Here is a 17,682-nt window from a genome sequence, read left to right as displayed (position 1 = left end):
CCATGAATAAATTTCTAATCCGTGGCCTGGTAGTGGCCTCTACGGGCCTGGCCCTGACGGCGGGACTCTCGTCGTGTAACGATTTGACTCTGGAGCCCAAGTACGAGCGCACCCCCGACAAGGTGTACGTGGATCTGGCTAGCTACCGGCAGGTGCTGGCCAAGGTGTACGGCGGCTTTGCCGTGACGGGCCTGGGCTCCGACGACAACGGCGCCTCGGGCGGCGGCGACGTGCAGGGTATCGACGAAGGTACCTCCGACTACATCCGTCAGCTGTGGAGCGCCCAGGTGCTATCGACCGACGAGGGTATTATTGCCTGGGGCGACGCCGGTGTGCGCGACTGGCACAACATGAACTGGACGGCCTCGAACCCGCTGACCCGGGGCCTGTACTACCGCATCTACTACGAAATTGCCATTGCCAACGAGTTCATCCGCGAGTCCAGCGACGAGAAGCTGAACGCGCGCCTGAGCGGGGCCGACGTGGCCCAGGCCAAGCGCTACCGCGCCGAGGCCCGCTTCCTGCGCGCCGTGGCTTACATGCACGTGCTGGATCTGTACGGCGGTGGCCCCTTCGTGACGGATACCGACCCGGCCGGCGTGTTCACGCCCCCGTACCGCAACCGGCAGCAGATCTTCGAATACGTGGAAAGTGAGCTGCTGGCCCTGAGCAACGACCCGGACTTCGCCGACCCGCGCACCAACGAGTACGGCCGCGTGGACAAAGCCGCCGCCTGGGGTATGCTTTCCCGCCTGTACCTGAATGCCCAGGTGTACACCGCCTCGGCCCCCGGCCTGCGCGACGGTACCGCCCGCTACACCGAAGCGGCCACCTACGCCAAGCGTGTTATTGACGTGCCGGGCTACGCGCTGTCGACCACCGCGGCCGGCAACATTGCCTCGGGCTACGGCCGCCTGTTCCTGGCCGACAACCACACGTCCCCGGCCCGCAACGAAATCATCTGGCCGGTGACCTTCGACGCCAACAACACCCGCAGCTTCGGGGGCACTACCTTCCTGGTGAACGGCTCGACCAGCCCCAGCAATACCGCCTGGAAGTCTAAAGTGGGCATGCCGCAGGGCGGCTGGGGTGGCATGCGCGCCACCAAGAACCTGTTCAACCTGTTCGGCGCCGATACCGCCCGCGACACCCGCGGCCGTTTCTGGACCCAGGGCCAAACTCTGGAAATCAACGACATCGGCACCTTCACCGAAGGTTACGGCGTGCTGAAGTTCCGTAACGTAACGTCTGCAGGCACTCAGCTGGGCGGTTCGCAGAGCCAGTCGAGCATAGACTACCCGATGATTCGTCTGGGTGAGATGATGCTGAACTACGCCGAGGCCGTGAAGCGCGGCGGCACGGGCGACGCCGCCCTGGCCCTGACCTACGTCAACCAGCTGCGGGCCCGCGCCTACGCCAACGCCACTGGCAGCGCCATCACCGCCGCCCAGCTCACCACCGACTACCTGCTCGACGAGCGGGGCCGGGAGCTGTTCTGGGAAGGATTCCGCCGCACCGACCTTATCCGCTACGGCAAGTTCACCGACGGCTCGTACGTGTGGCCCTGGAAGGGTGGCACGGCCGCAGGTCGCGGGGTGGAGTCATTCCGTGCCCTGTACCCCATCCCGGCTTCCGACCGGGCGGTTAACCCCAACCTGCCCCAAAACCCCGGGTACTAGCCGAACTTTTTCCGGGCCGGCTGCCTTTCGGGGGAGCCGGCCCGCTCCGGTTTGTTTTCATTCCCACACCAGTACATTCCCATGCGAAACCTGTTGACTCACTTTGCGGCTTCCTGCCTGCTGCTGGTGGCCCTGGCCTCCTGCGAAAAGGATGAGGACCGCGTCGTTATGAAGATGCCGGGCGAGCCGGCGCTGACGGCCTCGGCCACCACCCTGAACCTGAGCAGCGCCAACGCCAGCCAGACGGCTATTACCTACACCTGGCCGGCCGTTGACTTCGGCTACCCCGCGGCCGTTACCTACACCCTGCAGTTCGACAGGGCCGGCAACAACTTTGCCACGCCCTACGAAGTGACCGGGCTGACGGGCAACTCGAAAACCTTCACGGTAGCCGAAATCAACAGCCTCCTGCTTAGCAACCTGCGCCTGTCTGCCGGTACGGCCAGCCAAGCCCAGGTGCGCGTGAAGGCCAGCGTCAGCAACAACGTGTTCGTGACCTCCCCGGCTACCACGTTCTCGGCGACGCCTTACCTGGTTATCATCAACTACCCCTCGCTCTACGTCCCCGGCAACCACCAGGGCTGGGCACCGGCCACGGCGCCGAAGGTTTCGGCCTTCACCTCGGCCCCTGATGCTTACGAGGGCTACGTGAACCTGAACGCCGCTTCGCCGGAGTTTAAGTTTACGAGCCAGGCCGACTGGAACGGCACCAACTACGGCGCTGGCACTGCGGCCGGTACGCTGTCGACCAACGGCGGCGCGGGCAACCTGACGGTACCCACGACGGGCTACTACCGCCTGAAGGCCAACACCACGACCCTGACCTGGGAAGCGGTGAAGACGACCTGGTCGGTTATCGGCTCGGCTACGCCCGGCGGCTGGAATGCCGATACGCCCCTCACCTACGATGCCACCGCCGGCACCTGGAGCGCCCGCGTAACCCTGACGGCCGGCGCTATTAAGTTCCGCGCCAACAACGACTGGCCCATCAACTTCGGTGACGGCTCGGCTTCGGTACCTGCCGATGGCCTGCTCGACTACGGCGGAAGCGACATCAACGTAACGACTCCCGGCACTTACACCGTGACGCTCGACCTGAGCCGCCCCGGCAACTACACCTACTCGCTGCGCTAAGCGCCGCCGCAGCAACAAAAAAGCCTTACCCAGTGCGGGTAAGGCTTTTTTGTTGCTCTTACTGCTGGTTTCTGGGCCCGTTGCCTGGCGGCTGTCATCTTCGCCCTGCCGAAGCTACGCCCGCCAACTAGCCGCCGCAGGCGCTACGCTCAGGTGCCCGCGGCAGTTGCGGACCAAGACGGAGTGGGCAAGCCCAACCTATTGCCAAACGGCTGGTTTGTAATTGAAGCGGGTTTCAGGGCCCTATCACGGCCCTAAAATGGAAGCCACGGGGTGTAGCAGCTACGAGTTGCCGGGAACCGGATAGCGGCCCGCAGGCAGCAATGAGGGCGACTCGGGCTCCGGTTTAAAGCAAAAGAAAAGGCGGCCCCGGAGGAGCCGCCTTTTCTTGTAAGTGTGACAAGAAAACTACTGCACCACTACTTTCTGGCTGGTGCTTTGGTCACCCACGCGCAGCTTCACCAGGTAGGTACCGGCGCTGAGGTTGGCGAGGCTGTACTGCTGGGGGCCCGTTTGCGAGCCGGCTGCTAGGTCGCGTACGCGCTGGCCCATGGCGTTGTACACGGCCAGCTCCACGTTCTGCTGGGCACCGGGCACCACGTAGCTCACGCGGGCGGCCCCGTTGGCCGGGTTCGGGTACACGCCGAACTGCAGCTTGGTAGCCACCTGCTCGTGCTTGGCCAGCACACCGGTGCCGATGACATAGGCCAGGGCCTGGGTACCGGCAATGGTGGTGAAGTTCGGGTCGGCGCCGAGGGCCGTGGTCTGCCCGCTGATCTGCGGAATCACGTCGGTGGTGAAGATACCGTCGCCGTCGGTGTAGGCGGCAAACAGGTCGACGCGGCCGCCCACGGCCAGGGGCGTGGTGCCGTTGCCGAGCACCGACAGCGGAATTTCAACTTCCCAGCCGGTGCTGGTGTTGGCAGCTACGCTGGCAGTGTTGTTGTAGGCCATTTTGGCCCCGGCGAAGTCGTTACCAGAGGCCGTCACCAGCCCGCCGGTTTTGGAGCCCTGGCCCAGGTAGGTGTCGCTGGGGGTGGTGCCCACGTAGCTGGCGCGGCTGAAGTACACGTCGGTGCCGCCGGGGCCGATGGACATGCGCAGGCCGTAGTCAACCTCCAGGTCCATGGTGGGGCGGTGCTTGAGCGGCGACAGGCCGTCGCCGCCGCCAGCCAGGCGGGTACCGGCGGCCGTGCCGGTGCGGCCCGGCGTGTTCAGATACATCACCAGGGCCTTGTAGGGGCCAGAGGTGGCCGCGTCGGCCGAGGATACCAGCATGATGTTCAGGGTGGTGGCAGTGTAGCCTACATAGAGGGCTTTCAGGCCCCGGTCGGCGTCGGAGTGCGCGCCGGTGTACGTGGCGACCTGCTGGTATTTGCCGATGCCCGTACCGATTTCAGCGGCGGAGGCGGTGCCGTCGACAGTGAACTGGGCCTGGGCGCTCAACGCAGCCAGGGCCAGGGCCGCGGTACCAAACAGGGTAAAAGTGTTTTTCATGGGGATGAAAAAGAAAAATGTGGGAATGAGTTGCAGAAGCTATCAGCTTTGGGCGGAATATCTTAAATATTCCGCAAATAACACTGCTGCTTACTTGCGTTATTTTTTGAGCACCTGCCCGCTTGCGGCCGCAAGCTGAACCGGTGTTGGTGAATGCTTACTCACAAAGCCGAAAAACGGTTGCACTGGCCCGCCAAAGGGCGCTATTTCCCGCCCAGCCCCTTAACTTAGCCGCTTCGCGCCCTCACTCGGCGACGCATGTTCTACCGCAACCCTTCCCCGCTCTACCCATGATTCTGATTGCCGACGGAGGCTCGACGAAAACCAGCTGGTGCCAGCTTGACCTGGCCGACCCGCAGCAGCGCGTCCACTTCAACACCGAGGGCTACAACCCCTACTTCATCGATACGGCCGGCATCGTGGCCTCGCTCGACCAGAGCCTGCCCGACACGCTGAACCGCCAGGCCGTGCGCGAGGTGAGCTACTACGGCGCCGGCTGCTCCACCCAGCAGAACGTGGCCATCGTCGAAAAAGCCATGCGCCAGGTGTTTCCGCTGGCCAACGTGTTCGTAGGTCACGATTTGCTGGCCTCGGCCCGCGCCCTGCTGGGCAACAAGCCGGGCTTCGCGGCCATCCTCGGCACGGGTACCAATTCGGCCATCTACGACGGCAAGGACATTACCCACAACATCGACTCGCTGGGCTACTTCCTCGGCGACGAGGGCTCCGGCTCCTGGATCGGCAAGCGCCTGCTGCGCGACTACATGCGCGGCCTGCTGCCCGACGGCCTGCAGGAGGCTTTCCGCCAGCAGTACGGCCTGGACAACGAGCAGATTTTCGACCGCGTGTACAACCAGCCGCTGCCGAACCGCTTCCTGGCCTCGTTCAGCAAATTTGCCTACGACCACAACAACGTGAGCTACTGCCGCGACATCGTGGTCGACGGCTTCGAGGCCTTCTTCAAGAACCTGGTCATTCAGTACCCGGGCTACCAGAACTACTCGTTCAACTGCGTAGGCTCGGTGGGCTACAACTTCCGCGACGCGCTGGCCCAGGTGGCCCGCGCCCACGGCATGGAAGTCGGCAAAATCATCCGCTCCCCTATCGATTCGCTGGTGGACTACCACGTGGAAATGGCCGCGGCGGAGTAGTATCAGCAGTGTTGATTACCGAAGGGGCGCTGCGGGCATACGCGGCGCCCCTTCGGCGTTTAAGTATTTAGTGTGGTTGGTCGGCTCGGACCCACAGCCGCGTAGCGGCGCCATGTTGGTAGAAATACCACGCTTATAGCACGTTCGAGCTGCAGCGCAGCGGCATGGTCCAGGCGCCTTCCAGATGCGAATCGTCGTTCAACCTCAGCAAGACCATGCCGCTGCGCTGCAGCTCGGCTGTTCTTCCCTCCTCATATTGCTACCAACATGGCGCCGCTACGCGGCTGTGGACGACGTGGCCCTTGCTTCGGTCCGCCACTGCCAGGCACGAAAAAGCCCGCTCCGAGTTGTTCGGAGCGGGCTTTCCGCTGGGAGCCGTCTGACCAAATCAATCATTCAGTCATCCGGTCATTCAATCATTGCGCTTAGGGCTGCACCACCAGGCGGGTAGTGGCCGTAGCCGAGCCGGCCTGCACGTTCACCAGGTACACGCCGGCGGCCAGGCCGTCCAGCGTCAGCGGTACCTCTACCGTGGCGCCGGCGGGGCGGGCGGCTTGCTGCACGCGGCGCACCTCGCGGCCGATGACGTTGCGCACCGATACGGTAACCGGGGCGGCGGTGGGCACGGTCAGGCGCACGGTGGCGCGGCTGGCGGTGGGGTTCGGGGCCACGGTCAGGCCCAGGGCGGCTACCTGCTGGGCGGCTTTGGAGGCCAGCACGGTGGCGGGGCGGCGCACGCGGGTGGTGGTGTACACGTGGTACTCACCGGGCTGCAGGGTGCGCTGGGCATTCACGTTGGTCACGGTGATGCTGTCCCCCTTCAGGTAGTCGTACCACTTGCCGGTCTGTTGGAAGGCCGGGTCGATGGTGGTGCTGGTCACATCGAAGTTGCCGATGATGGTAATCTTCTGGGCCGCGTCGCTCAGGTGGATGCTCTTGGCGGCGCCGGCCAGCTGCTGGGCGTAGCTGGTGGGGTTGTCAAATACCGGCTGGCTTTTCTTCAGGGCGATAAGCGAGCTGTACACGTCGTAGAGCTTGCGGCGGTTCGGGTCTTGGTAGTCGCTCCAGCGGATGGGCTTGTTGCCCACGCGGCCGTTGAAGTCGATGCTCACGTCGTAGCCAGTTTCGCCGAACTGCCAGATCATCTTCGGGCCAGGCACGGTGAAGAAGAAGGCGGCGGCGGCCTCGTGGCGGGCCAGGGCCACGGGCAGGCTGCGCGTGTCGTGGGCGGGGTTCGACTGGTTGCCGTAGGTGATGTTCTTGAACATCAGGCGCTCCTCGTCGTGGCTTTCCATGTAGGTCACCAGGTTCGGCTGCGTCCAGCCGCGGCCGCCGTTGCCGGCGCCGTAGTAGCCCCAGCTGAAGTTGGAGTTGGCCAGCCAGCCCATGGTGGCCTCGTTGTAGTTGTGGTTCAGGTTGCCCCACAGCATCATGCCGGCGTTCGAGAGGGCCAGCTCCTCCGAGTTGTCGGCGAAGTGCTCCAGGATGACGAAGGCGTTCGGGTCGACGGCGCGGATGGCGTTGTTGTAGTCCGTCCAGATGTTGACGCGCGACTGGTCGAAGCGGCCCCAGGCGCCCACGTCGTTGGGGTTCGGGGTCTGGGTGAAGCCCTTGGAGAGGTCGAAGCGGTAGCCGTCGACGCGGTACTCCTGAATCCAGTGCTCCATCACGCGCTTGGAGTAGGCCTTGGTGAAGGCGCTTTCGTGGTTGAAGTCGTAGCCCACGTTGAAGGGGTGGGTGGCGTCCACGTTAAACCAGGGCGAGTTGGCCGCGGGCTTGCCGGTGGTGCCGTCGAAGTACATCTGCACCATCGGGTTCTGGCCGAAGGCGTGGTTGAGCACTACGTCCAGAATCACGGCCATGCCGCGGGCGTGGGCCGCATCGACGAAGCGCTTCAGCTCGTTTTTGGGGCCGTAGTACTTGTCGGGGGCGAAGTGGAACGAGGGGTTGTAGCCCCAGGACTCATTGCCCTCGAACTCGTTCACCGGCATCAGCTCGATGGCGTTGACGCCCAGGCGCTGCAGGTAGCCCAGCGTGTCGATGAGCGTCTGGTAGTCGTGGCGGGCAATGAAGTCGCGCGGGAGCAGCTCGTAAATCACCAGCTTCGACTTAGCCGGGCGCTGGTAGTTGGTGGCCGTCCAGGTGTAGGCCGGGGCGTTGGTCTGCAGCACCGACACGATGCCGGTGGTCTGGCCCGTGGGGTAGGCTTTCAGGTTGGGGTAGGTCACGGCCGGGATAAACCGGTCGTTGTTGGGGTCGAGCACCTTCTCGGCGTAGGGGTCGGCCACGCGCAGCTCCCCGTCGACGAGGTACTGGAAGGCGTACTCGCGGCCGGCGGTCAGGCCATTGAGCTGCACCCACCACTTGTTGCCGTCGGGGGTCTTGTTCATATAGGCGCTGGTTTCGGGGCGCCAGTTGTTGAACTCGCCGATGGCGTACACGAACTGCTTGCTGGGGGCCGTCAGCACCAGCACGGCCGAGGTGCCGCCGGGCAGGTAGTTGATACCGTCGCGCACGCCGGTGGGCAGGGCGGCGGTGGTCACAGCCGGGCGGATGTAGACGATGGCCGAGTCGGACACCGAGGTGGTGCCCACGGCGGCCGTCAGGCGGATAACGTTGCGGCCGGTTTGGGTCGGCGTCACCGAGCCCGACAGGGTGGTGGCATTAGTTTGCTGGGCTACCTGCGTGCCGTTGAGCGTGAGGGTGAGCGTGGCGGCCTGGGATGCGGTGCCCGTCACGTTCACGGCCGAGCCGCTGTTGATGAACAGCGGGTTCTGGCCCACCACGGGCGCGGTGATGCGTACCGAGAGGTTGGCGTTCTGCTGCACGTCCACGAAAATGTCGCCGCCGCCGGTGGCGCGGCCCACCTGGGTGCCGGCGCCGTTGCGGAACACCATGGCCAGCTTCAGAATCTGCTCGGAGGCCGGCACGCCAAACCAGGCCCGCACGCTCGGCGTGATGCTCAAGGTGTAGCGGTTGGTGCTGATGCGGGTGAGCTGAATGGACGGGTCAGGCACGTTGAAATTGCCGAATTTCACGTACTTCCAGTCGGAGGGCGAGGAGCTGAGGTTGGTGATGACGCCGATGTGGGCGTACACGTCGCCGGTGAAGTTGTTGAGCCCTTGGTTGCCCTGCGAGGCGTCGAAGGTCAAGGTCACCGGGTCGGCGGCGGTGAAGAAGGCCGGGTTGGTGGTTACCACCTGCGCCCGCACCGCGCCGGTCAGCGCCAGCAGCAGCACGGCCAGGAGTCGAAGTGTTTTCATTAGGAGTGGGAATGGTTGGGAAAAATCATTTTCGGGGCAACAAGCCCGGCGGGGACGCTGGTTCCGGTCGGCTCTAATTGAGCGTTTCGGGCATTTCTGCGTACTTTTCGGGCTATGGCGGCACTAAGTTACTCCGGTTTTTATTTGTGTGGTTTATTAATGTTATTTAATGGATTGAGCACTCACTCAGCCGGGGCCCAAACCATTGCGCCCGCGCCCCTCCCGCCCCAGTCGGTATCCCCTGATTCGACCAATCCAAGCCGCTCTTCTCAGGCACTTATGCGGGCCCTGCAGCAGCCCAACCCGCACGTTTTCCACCCCACCTGGCCCGCCCGCCTGCCCCTGCTGCCGCTCGATTCGCTGCCGCAACCGGCCGCGGTGGTGCCCCGGCACCGGCTGCCGCTGGTCATCGGCACCTTTGCCGTGGGCTACACGGGCACCTACTACGCCCTGAGCCGGAGCTGGTACACGGGGCCGCGGGAGCGGTTTCACTGGTTCAACGACCTGCCCGAGTGGAAGCAGCTCGACAAGGCCGGGCACTTCTGGGGCGCCTTTCACGAAAGCCGCGGGGCGGTAGACCTGCTGCGCTGGGCCGGCCTGCCGGAGCGCAAAGCCCTGTGGTACGGCGGCTTCGTGGGCTTCCTGCTGCAGAGCCCCATTGAGTACTTCGACGGGCTGGACCCGGCCTACGGCGCCTCCGCCACCGACCTGGCGGCCAACTTCCTGGGCTCGGCGGGCCTGATCGGGCAGCAGCTGGCCTGGGGTGAGGTGCGCGTCATGCCCAAGGTGTCGTTCCGCCTGACGCCCTACGCCGCCTACCGGCCCAACGTACTCGGCAAAAGCTTCGGGGAGCGGCTGCTCAAGGACTACAACGGGCAGACCTACTGGCTGTGCACCGACGTAGGCGCCTTTCTGCCTGAAAGCAGCCGCTGGCCCCGCTGGCTGCAACCGGCCCTGGGCTACGGCGCCCAGCAGATGGTGTATAACGACCCCAATACCAACCGCGCCGCCGGCCTCGACAACTACCGGCAGTACTATCTCTCGGTCGACATCGACCTGCGCCGCATCCCGACGCGCAGCAAGGCGCTGCGCACGGTTTTTTACGTGGCCAGCATCTTCCATCTGCCCGCCCCGGCCCTGGAGCTGAACCGCAAGCGCGGGCTGGTGCTGCATGGGCTGTATTACTAAACTCCCGCCGCCCGCGCGGCTACGACACCAGGCGCAGCCGGCCGCTTCTCGAAGCAGCCGGTATTTCGGGTGAGTGGAGCCCCCCGCTTCTCGAAGCGACGGGCTTGCGTACTGTGTGAAGGTCACCGCTTCGAGAAGCGGGGAGCTGCTACCCCCAGGCTAGGGCCCCGCTTCTAGAAGCGACGGGCTTCCTGGACTGTAACAACCCGCTGCTTCTCGAAGCGGGGCCCTTCAACAGCTCACGCCAACGGGCGCTTCGAGAAGCGGCCTTGGTCATCCCTCCTTTCAGACGGCCCAGGCAACTTTCCCGATTCTCTGCCGACCTTTACCCCCTTCCCTACGCCCGGTGGGGCACTTGTTGCCCGCAATCAGCGTAACCGTAGGAAGGCACAAGCCAATCAAAGAAATCAAGTAAAATCAGCGATTCATGAATATCGGAGACCGTGTGCGCCTCATGTCGGGCCGCGAAGAAGGCATCGTTACCCGCATCCTCGACCAGAACCTGGTGGAAGTCACCATTGATGATTTCCCGGTGCCGGTGCTGCGCTCGGAGCTGGTGCTGGTGGCCGCGGAGGAGTTCAAAGCCTTCGGCGGCAGCGAGTTGGCCCCTTCGCAGGTAGCCGCCCCGCGCCCCATCAAGCCCGGTAAGCCCGGCAAAGCCGCCCCGGCCGCGCCCACTACCACGACGACGCCCAGCGGCAGCACCAGCACGCCCGCCAAAGCCGCCCCGGCCCCGCCCGCGCCCAAGGGCCTGTACCTGGCCCTGGTGCAGCAAACCTCGGAGCTGCTGGTGGCCCACCTCATCAACAACACCGACGCCGACGTGCTCTTTACCTTCGGGGAGGAGCGCGGCGGGCAGTACCGCGCCCTGGCCGCCGACAAGCTGGCGCCCAAGGCCGTGAGCCAGCCGCTGGGTCACCGCCACCTCAAGGACTTCGACCAGTGGGCCACGGCCGTGGTGCAGCTGCTCCCGTCACAGCTAGACACCGCCACGCTCTACGACACGCTGCTCAAGCGCGTCTCGTTCAAGGCCAGCTCGTTCTACTCCAGCCGCCGCGAGGCCCCGGTCATCAAGCGCGAGGCTTACCTGTTTCAGCTCGACGAGAAGCCCGCCGCTCCCATCCCCGTGCCCCTTACCGACGAGGCCCCCAAGCCCGCCCCCGCCGTGGACCCGGTGAAGCTGCGCGACCAGCTGGCCGACAAGCTCCGCGGCGACGCCAAAACCGTGGTGCCCGCCCCCAAGCCCGAGCCGGCCAAGGCCATCGTGCCCCCGCCCCACGAGGTGGACCTGCACCTGGAAGCCCTCAAGCCCGAAGGCGGCACCGAGGGCCTGAGCAACACCGCCGTGCTGGAATTGCAAACCGCCGCCTTCGAGGACGCGCTAAGCCGGGCTCTGGCCACCAACATGCACGAAATCGTGTTTATCCACGGCGTAGGCAACGGCACGCTGCGCAAGGAGCTGCACAAGCGCCTGAGCCGCAACCGCGACATCAAGTTCTTCGAGGAGGCGCGCAAGGAGAAGTTCGGCTACGGCGCCACGCTGGTGCGGCTGAAGTAAGGCAAGCAGTTGTGTCGTTGTTTAAGCTGTCATCCTGAGCGTAGCGAAGGACCTTCTCACGTCAGAACTACCTGACGCCTGCTGTTCAAGCGTGAGAAGGCCCTTCCCTGCGTTCAGGATGACTGTTCCGCTCCCTTTCCCGCTCCGCATGAACCTTCCTGGCCTGCTCGCCGCCTCTCTCCTCGCCCTCAGCCCGCTCGCCTCTTTCGCCCAGCAAGCCACCCCGGCGCCCACGCTGCCCATCCCGCGCAACCTGCTGGCCACCTACGCCAAGGGCACCCGCTCCGCCGACGGGCAGCCCGGCCCCAACTACTGGCAGAACACGGCCGACTACGCCCTGAAAATCAACTTCGACCCGGCCACGCGCCTGGTGAAGGGCACGGTCGACATCAGCTACCAGAACAACAGCCCCGACGAGCTGCCGCGCCTGCTGCTTAAGCTCTACCCCAACCTCTACCAGAAAGGTGCCCCCCGGGCCAGCCGCATGAGCCCGGAGGACATCGGCGAGGGCGTGCAGATTGAGCGCGTGACGGTGAACGGGCAGGCCGTGGACGCGGCCAAGCTGCGCGTGCAGGCCACCAATATGTCGGTGCCGCTGCCGCAGACGCTGGGGCCCAAGCAGGCGGTGAAGCTGTCGGTGACCTACGCCTACACCCTGAACAAAGGCTCCCACACCCGCACCGGCGAGGTGGAGCCGGGGGCCGATTTTGTGGCCTACTTCTTCCCCCGCGTGGCCGTCTACGACGACATCGACGGCTGGAACGAGTTTCAGTACAACGGCCAGCAGGAGTTCTACAACGACTTCTGCTCTTTCAAGGCCGACATTACCGTGCCCCGCGACTTCCTCGTGTGGGCCACCGGCGACCTGACCAACGCCGAGCAGGTGCTGACCAAGCCCTACCTCAAGCGCCTGCGCGAGGCCGAGCAGAAGGACGGCTACACCACCATCGTCAGTGCGCAGGAAGCCCAGCGCCGCGGCATCACCGCCCCGAATGCGCAGAACACCTGGCACTTCGAGGCCCAGAACGTGACGGACTTCGCCTTCGCCACCTCCGACCACTACGTGTGGCAGAGCACCAGCCTGGTGGTGGACCCGGCCACCAAGCGCCGCACCCGCGTCGATGCCGTGTACAACCCCAAGCACAAGGACTACGAGGAGGTGGTGCAGTTCGGGCGCAAGACGGTGGAAGCCATGAGCTACACCTTCCCCCGGTGGCCGTTCCCCTACCCGCACATCACCGTATTCGACGGGCTGGACCAGATGGAGTACCCGATGATGGTGAACGACAACCCCGTGGACACCCGCGGGGATGCCATTACCCTCACCGACCACGAAATCTTCCACACCATGTTTCCCTTCTACATGGGCACCAACGAGACGAAGTACGGCTGGATGGACGAGGGCTGGGCTACCATCGGTGAGTGGCTGATTTCGAGCATCATCGACCCCAAGCTGCAGGACGACTACGGCATTGCCCCCTACGCCGGCGCGGCCGCCACCGAAGTCGACGTGCCCATTACCACGCTCAGCACCCAGCAAACCGGGACGGCCTTCTTCCTCAACTCCTACCCCAAGCCCGGCCTGGGCTACCTCTACGTGAAGGATATGCTCGGCGACGAGCTGTTTACCAAGGCACTGCACCACTACATCCGCACCTGGCAGGGCAAGCACCCCATGCCCTACGACTTCTTCAACAGCATGAACGCCGGCGCGGGCCGCAACCTGAACTGGTTCTGGCAGCGCTGGTTTTTCGACAACGGCTACCCCGACCTGGCCATTCAGAGCGTGACCAAGAAAGCCGACGGCTACGACATCGTCGTTGAGTCCAAGGGCAGCAAGCCCTTGCCCGTCGACCTGACCATCACCTTCACGACCAAGAAGACGGAGAAAATTCACCGCAGCGTGGAAGTCTGGGAATCCGGCGCCCGCACCGTCACCATTCACGTGCCCGGCGGCTACATGGCTATCGAGCAGGTGAAGCTGGGCAGCACCTGGGTACCCGACAGCTACCCGCAGGACAACACGTGGACGGGGAAGTAACTACTTCCATTCCTCGTAAGATCTTTCCAGCAATAACTTTATAACATCTGCTTTTTTATCAATATCCGTCTTCGTCAATCGGAGCTTGTATTGCTTGTAACGCGCCTCGTAAGGCAGCGTCTCAAATCCGGCTTTATCAATTATATCATCTATATCCGCACTCTCATTCAGCCTGATTGCCACTTGTATTACTGGCTTTTTATTAGGCGTCATTATCAGAAAGTTATTAGCAATACCACCAAGAGTAAGTCCAATATATATTTTAGTAAAATTCAACCGGATGCTGTCATCTATTTCGTTAAATATTTTCTGCAATTCCTCAGCTAAAGCGACTGAGGCTTCAGAGGTTTTAGACACCCAGTCTTCTCTTGTAACGTTGGTTGGCTTGGTGTCTTCATCGTCAAGCCCAGCAGGAATTTCATCCAAGACTTTTGCAAAAACCAAGACTAGCTTTCCATCAATTTCATATGCGTTCAGCTGAATTGCTATCAGCGGCAGTACGCCGCCAAAAAGACTGATAACATTATAAAACCGTCCTGTTATTTCTTCAGCAATAATTACGGCACAATGATCATGCTGCCGGTATCTTTTCCGTTCAATATCCCAATACTCAAGTGTTCTAATAATATGACTTGGATCAGTAGAGCCTAGTTGCAACTCCACTGTATAACGTCGACCATTTTTGTCCCGAAACATAAAGTCTAGGCGTCCACCTTTAGCTTGAACTCTTTCCTTATCTATCAACTCAATCTCTCCTAGCCCTAGTATCGAGGGGTTGTCAGCTATTGCTTTCTGGATAAATGCTTCGTTGTATTTCGAATTATTACGAAGGCTGATTCTTTGCGGCACTAGCAGTTGCGGAACAGACATTGTTAGTCTTTTACAAGGTTGAGCCGCTAAAGCTATGATTCGCTACCTTTGCCCGCAAGTGATGCGCCGCCCCACCGCTGCGCCTTTCGGGGCGGAGAGGAAAGTCCGGGCAACGCAGAGCACCCTGCTTCCTAACGGGAAGGACGGCGGCTGGGAACGGCCGTCGGACAGCCAGTGCCACAGAAAACTACCGCCAGGCGGTGAAATGGTGATTGGTGAAATAGTGAGTTTGACGTTCAACGGCACTCACCATATCACCATTTCACCAACTCACCGCCGGGTAAGGGTGAAAAGGTGCGGTAAGAGCGCACCAGCGGGCGGGTGACCGTCCGGCTGGGTAAACCTCAGGGGTTGAAAGGCCAAATAGGCCGGCAGGCAAAGCTTCGGCTTTGCACCGGGCGGCTCGTCCGGTGTCGGCGGGTAGGCTGATGGAGCCCGCGCGCGAGTTCGGGCCTAGATAAATGGTGGGGCTGCTGCCGCAAGGTGGCGGACAGAACCCGGCTTACAGGCGCATCACCTGGCTTTCAGAACCGGCCGTCGTTGCAAGCAGCAGCGGCGGCCGGTTTTTGTTTAACAACTGGCGCCGGTTTAGCTGCGTAGCAGCGTAACCGGTGCCCAAAATCAGGCAGGCTTTCAGCCTGCGGGTGGCGCTTGGCCAGGTTTGCCCGCCGGAGGCAACAACGTTCTATGCAGGTTGAAAACCTGCTTTATTCCAGTCACCGGTTACGCTGGCTTCGCCGGCTAAACCGGCGCCAGCATCTTTGTCCTCCGCCCTTTTCCTTACTTTCACCCCCGACTGACCTACCACGTTTTCCATGCCCCGCATCCTCATCATTGACGACGAAAAAGCCATTCGCTACACGCTCAAGGAAATCCTGGAGTTTGAAAGCTACCAGGTCGACCAGGCCGAAGACGGCCCCGCCGGCCTCGACATGCTCATCAAGGACAAGTACGACGTGGTGCTCTGCGACGTGAAAATGCCCAAGATGGACGGCCTCGAAGTGCTGGAGCGCGCCCAGAAAATTGCGCCCGACACGGCCTTTATCATGGTGTCGGCCCACGGCAACATCGAAATGGCCGTGGACGCCACCAAGAAAGGCGCCTTCGACTTCATTCCGAAGCCGCCCGATTTGAACCGCCTGCTGGTGACCGTGCGCAACGCCCTGGACCGCACCAAGCTGGTGACCGAGACCAAGACGCTCAAGAAGAAGATTGCCAAAAGCTCGGAGATGGTGGGCACCTCGGCCCCGCTGCAGGCCGTGCGCACCGCCATCGAGAAGGTGGCCCCCACCGACGCCCGCGTGCTCGTGACCGGGCCCAATGGCGCCGGCAAGGAAATGGTAGCCCGCCAGATTCACGAGCTGAGCAACCGCGCGGGTGGGCCGATGGTGGAAGTCAACTGCGCCGCCATCCCGTCGGAGCTGATTGAATCGGAGCTGTTCGGCCACGAGAAAGGCTCGTTTACCTCGGCCGTGAAGCAGCGCATCGGCAAGTTCGAGCAGGCCGACGGCGGCACGCTCTTCCTCGACGAAATCGGCGACATGAGCCTCTCGGCCCAGGCCAAGGTGCTGCGCGCCCTGCAGGAAAACAAGATTACCCGCGTGGGCGGCGAAAAGGAAATCAGCGTGAACGTGCGCGTGGTGGCCGCCACCAACAAGAACCTGCTGCAGGAAATTGCCGACCGCAACTTCCGCGAAGACCTCTACCACCGCCTCTCGGTCATCCTCATCCAGGTGCCCGCCCTCAACGACCGCCGCGACGACATTCCGGCCCTGGTGGAGAAGTTTCTCGGCGACATCGGCAACGACTACGGCACCAAGCCCAAAAAAATGAGCCCCGAAGGCATGGCTTACCTGCAAGGCCTCGACTGGCGCGGCAACATCCGCGAGCTGCGCAACGTGGTGGAGCGCCTCGTCATCATGGGCGGCGACCCGATAACCGAAGACGACGCCAAGAGCTACGCCGGGAAGTAAGCCGGCTCGGGTGGCAGTCATTGCGAGCGAACCGGAGGTCGACGTAGTCAAGCGAAGCAACCGTAGGAAGGCGTAGCCAATCCTTCCGCTAGCAGCACAACGGTCTCACTGGCACCAACCAAAAACAGCACCGTCCGAAACCACAGACGCTGGTTCCGGGCGGTGCTGTTTTTGGTCAGCAGGTATTGAGTCGGCGGCACGCTACTCAGGACCGATTGCGTCGTCCTCGCAATGACAGCGGACCGAACCGCTCCCTACGCCAGCTGGCTGCAGCCGCGGATATCCGAATTATCGAGCCGGCCCAGCACTTCGAAGGAGCCGTCGGGGTGGCGGCGGCCCAGGTCGCGGGTTTCCAGAAAGGCGCAGCTGTCCACGTTGGCCAAATCCACCACGCTGATAGCCCCGGCGGCCCGCTCGAAATCGGCGCTGAACGGGTCCGACGGCTCGCGCAGCAGCACCTGCAGGGCCGGCGGCGCCCAGAAGCGCCCGTGGCCGGGGCTGTAGGCCTGCGACAATAGCTCCGTCATGCCGTACTCGGAATGAATGACCGGTTGGCCAAAGCCCGCCATCAGCTCGGCGTGCAGCTCCTCCCGAATCATTTCGCGGCGGCGGCCCTTCATGCCGCCGGTTTCCAGCACCGCGTCGGGCAGGCGCAGGGCGGGGTGACCGGGGTAAGCCGCCAGCAGGTCGAGCAGGGCGTAGGTCACGCCGATGAGCATGAGCCGCCGCCCGGGCTGCTCCCGCTTGGCCGTCTGCAGGGCTTCGAGCAAAGCGGCATGGTCGCGCAGGAAAAAGGCTTGTTGCTGCGGCTGCCCGGAGGCGCGCACGAAGTGCTCCACCATATCCACCAGCGAGGATTCGCCCTGCTCCAGGTACGAGGGCAGCAGGGCCAGGAAGGTCCAGCCCGAGAGCGGGCCGTACTGCTGCTCGAAGATGCGGGCGGCGTGCTCGTGGTAGAGCGGCGCATCGCGCAGGAGGTGGCGGCTGCGCTGCTGCTGGGTGGTGCCGCTGCTGCGGAAGGTTTGCACGGGCTGCCAGGGCTCGGCGGGCTCCACCGTCACGACCTCGTGCGTTTTGAAGAACTCGATGGGCAGAAAGGGCACCTGCTCCAGCCGCTGCACCTGCTCGGGGCGGCAGCCCAGGGCCTGCAGCCACTGCTGGTACGGGGCACAGTGCCGGGCCTGGTGGCGAAACAGGCGCAGGGCCAGCGCCTGGGCCGTGGCGGGCGTCACGCGGGCCAGGTCAGACAAGTATTCGGCGCGGAAACTCATTAGGGGCAAACCGGGTTTGGAAAGAGCATAACAAATGCGGCGGCCGCGCGTTCAGTG

Annotated in this window: 11 protein-coding genes and 1 other RNA gene; 8 read left to right on the top strand and 4 right to left on the bottom strand. The window is 63.2% G+C overall.

Annotation, left to right across the window (positions count from 1 at the left end; translation table 11 throughout):
- Positions 1 to 2: 2 nt before the first annotated feature.
- Positions 3 to 1,679, top strand: coding sequence for a RagB/SusD family nutrient uptake outer membrane protein (locus EJV47_RS03705; RefSeq protein WP_126691798.1), 1,677 nt, complete (start codon positions 3 to 5; stop codon positions 1,677 to 1,679).
- Between the two features lie 81 nt (positions 1,680 to 1,760).
- Complete coding sequence (locus EJV47_RS03700; protein ID WP_126691797.1) at positions 1,761 to 2,813, top strand: SusE domain-containing protein; 1,053 nt, start codon at positions 1,761 to 1,763, stop codon at positions 2,811 to 2,813.
- 408 nt (positions 2,814 to 3,221) lie between these two features.
- Here EJV47_RS03700 and EJV47_RS03695 read toward each other — a convergent pair whose 3' ends face one another.
- Positions 3,222 to 4,310: a T9SS type A sorting domain-containing protein gene (locus EJV47_RS03695; RefSeq protein WP_126691796.1), complete on the bottom strand. Its 1,089-nt coding sequence runs from the start codon at positions 4,308 to 4,310 to the stop codon at positions 3,222 to 3,224.
- A gap of 290 nt (positions 4,311 to 4,600) precedes the next feature.
- On the opposite strand from EJV47_RS03695, the gene EJV47_RS03690 reads away from it, so the two are divergent.
- The gene (locus EJV47_RS03690) at positions 4,601 to 5,461 is read left to right on the top strand and encodes an N-acetylglucosamine kinase (protein ID WP_126691795.1); all 861 of its coding nucleotides are present in this window, start codon (positions 4,601 to 4,603) and stop codon (positions 5,459 to 5,461) included.
- Positions 5,462 to 5,886: 425 nt separating this feature from the next.
- Here EJV47_RS03690 and EJV47_RS28865 read toward each other — a convergent pair whose 3' ends face one another.
- A complete protein-coding gene (locus EJV47_RS28865) occupies positions 5,887 to 8,724 on the bottom strand; it encodes an alpha-amylase family glycosyl hydrolase (RefSeq protein WP_126691794.1) in 2,838 nt (945 codons plus the stop codon).
- Positions 8,725 to 9,003: 279 nt separating this feature from the next.
- Here EJV47_RS28865 and EJV47_RS03680 point away from each other — a divergent pair, with 279 nt between their 5' ends.
- The 3 genes from EJV47_RS03680 to EJV47_RS03670 all read left to right on the top strand — a co-directional run bounded on the left by EJV47_RS03680 (position 9,004) and on the right by EJV47_RS03670 (position 13,511).
- On the top strand, positions 9,004 to 9,912 hold the full coding sequence (locus tag EJV47_RS03680; RefSeq protein ID WP_243650995.1) for a YfiM family protein: 909 nt from the start codon (positions 9,004 to 9,006) through the stop codon (positions 9,910 to 9,912).
- A gap of 427 nt (positions 9,913 to 10,339) precedes the next feature.
- The gene (locus EJV47_RS03675; protein WP_126691793.1) at positions 10,340 to 11,470 is read left to right on the top strand and encodes a Smr/MutS family protein; all 1,131 of its coding nucleotides are present in this window, start codon (positions 10,340 to 10,342) and stop codon (positions 11,468 to 11,470) included.
- A gap of 148 nt (positions 11,471 to 11,618) precedes the next feature.
- On the top strand, positions 11,619 to 13,511 hold the full coding sequence (locus tag EJV47_RS03670; protein WP_126691792.1) for a M1 family metallopeptidase: 1,893 nt from the start codon (positions 11,619 to 11,621) through the stop codon (positions 13,509 to 13,511).
- Here the strand turns inward: EJV47_RS03670 and EJV47_RS03665 are convergent, their stop codons facing one another.
- A complete protein-coding gene (locus EJV47_RS03665; RefSeq protein ID WP_126691791.1) occupies positions 13,512 to 14,381 on the bottom strand; it encodes a PDDEXK family nuclease in 870 nt (289 codons plus the stop codon).
- 58 nt (positions 14,382 to 14,439) lie between these two features.
- Between EJV47_RS03665 and rnpB the strand changes: the two genes are divergently transcribed.
- Positions 14,440 to 14,902: RNase P RNA component class A (rnpB, locus tag EJV47_RS03660), an RNA gene on the top strand.
- Positions 14,903 to 15,196: 294 nt separating this feature from the next.
- Positions 15,197 to 16,354 carry a sigma-54-dependent transcriptional regulator gene (locus EJV47_RS03655; protein ID WP_126691790.1) on the top strand — a complete coding sequence of 386 codons (1,158 nt, stop codon included), beginning with the start codon at positions 15,197 to 15,199 and terminating at the stop codon, positions 16,352 to 16,354.
- A gap of 254 nt (positions 16,355 to 16,608) precedes the next feature.
- Here the strand turns inward: EJV47_RS03655 and EJV47_RS03650 are convergent, their stop codons facing one another.
- A complete protein-coding gene (locus EJV47_RS03650; RefSeq protein WP_126691789.1) occupies positions 16,609 to 17,625 on the bottom strand; it encodes an acyl-CoA synthetase family protein in 1,017 nt (338 codons plus the stop codon).
- Positions 17,626 to 17,682: the final 57 nt, after the last annotated feature.

The organism is Hymenobacter gummosus (genome assembly GCF_003970915.1).
In the GTDB taxonomy this organism is placed as follows: Bacteria; Bacteroidota; Bacteroidia; order Cytophagales; family Hymenobacteraceae; genus Solirubrum; species Solirubrum gummosum.
This window is presented reverse-complemented; position numbering and strand designations above follow the sequence as displayed.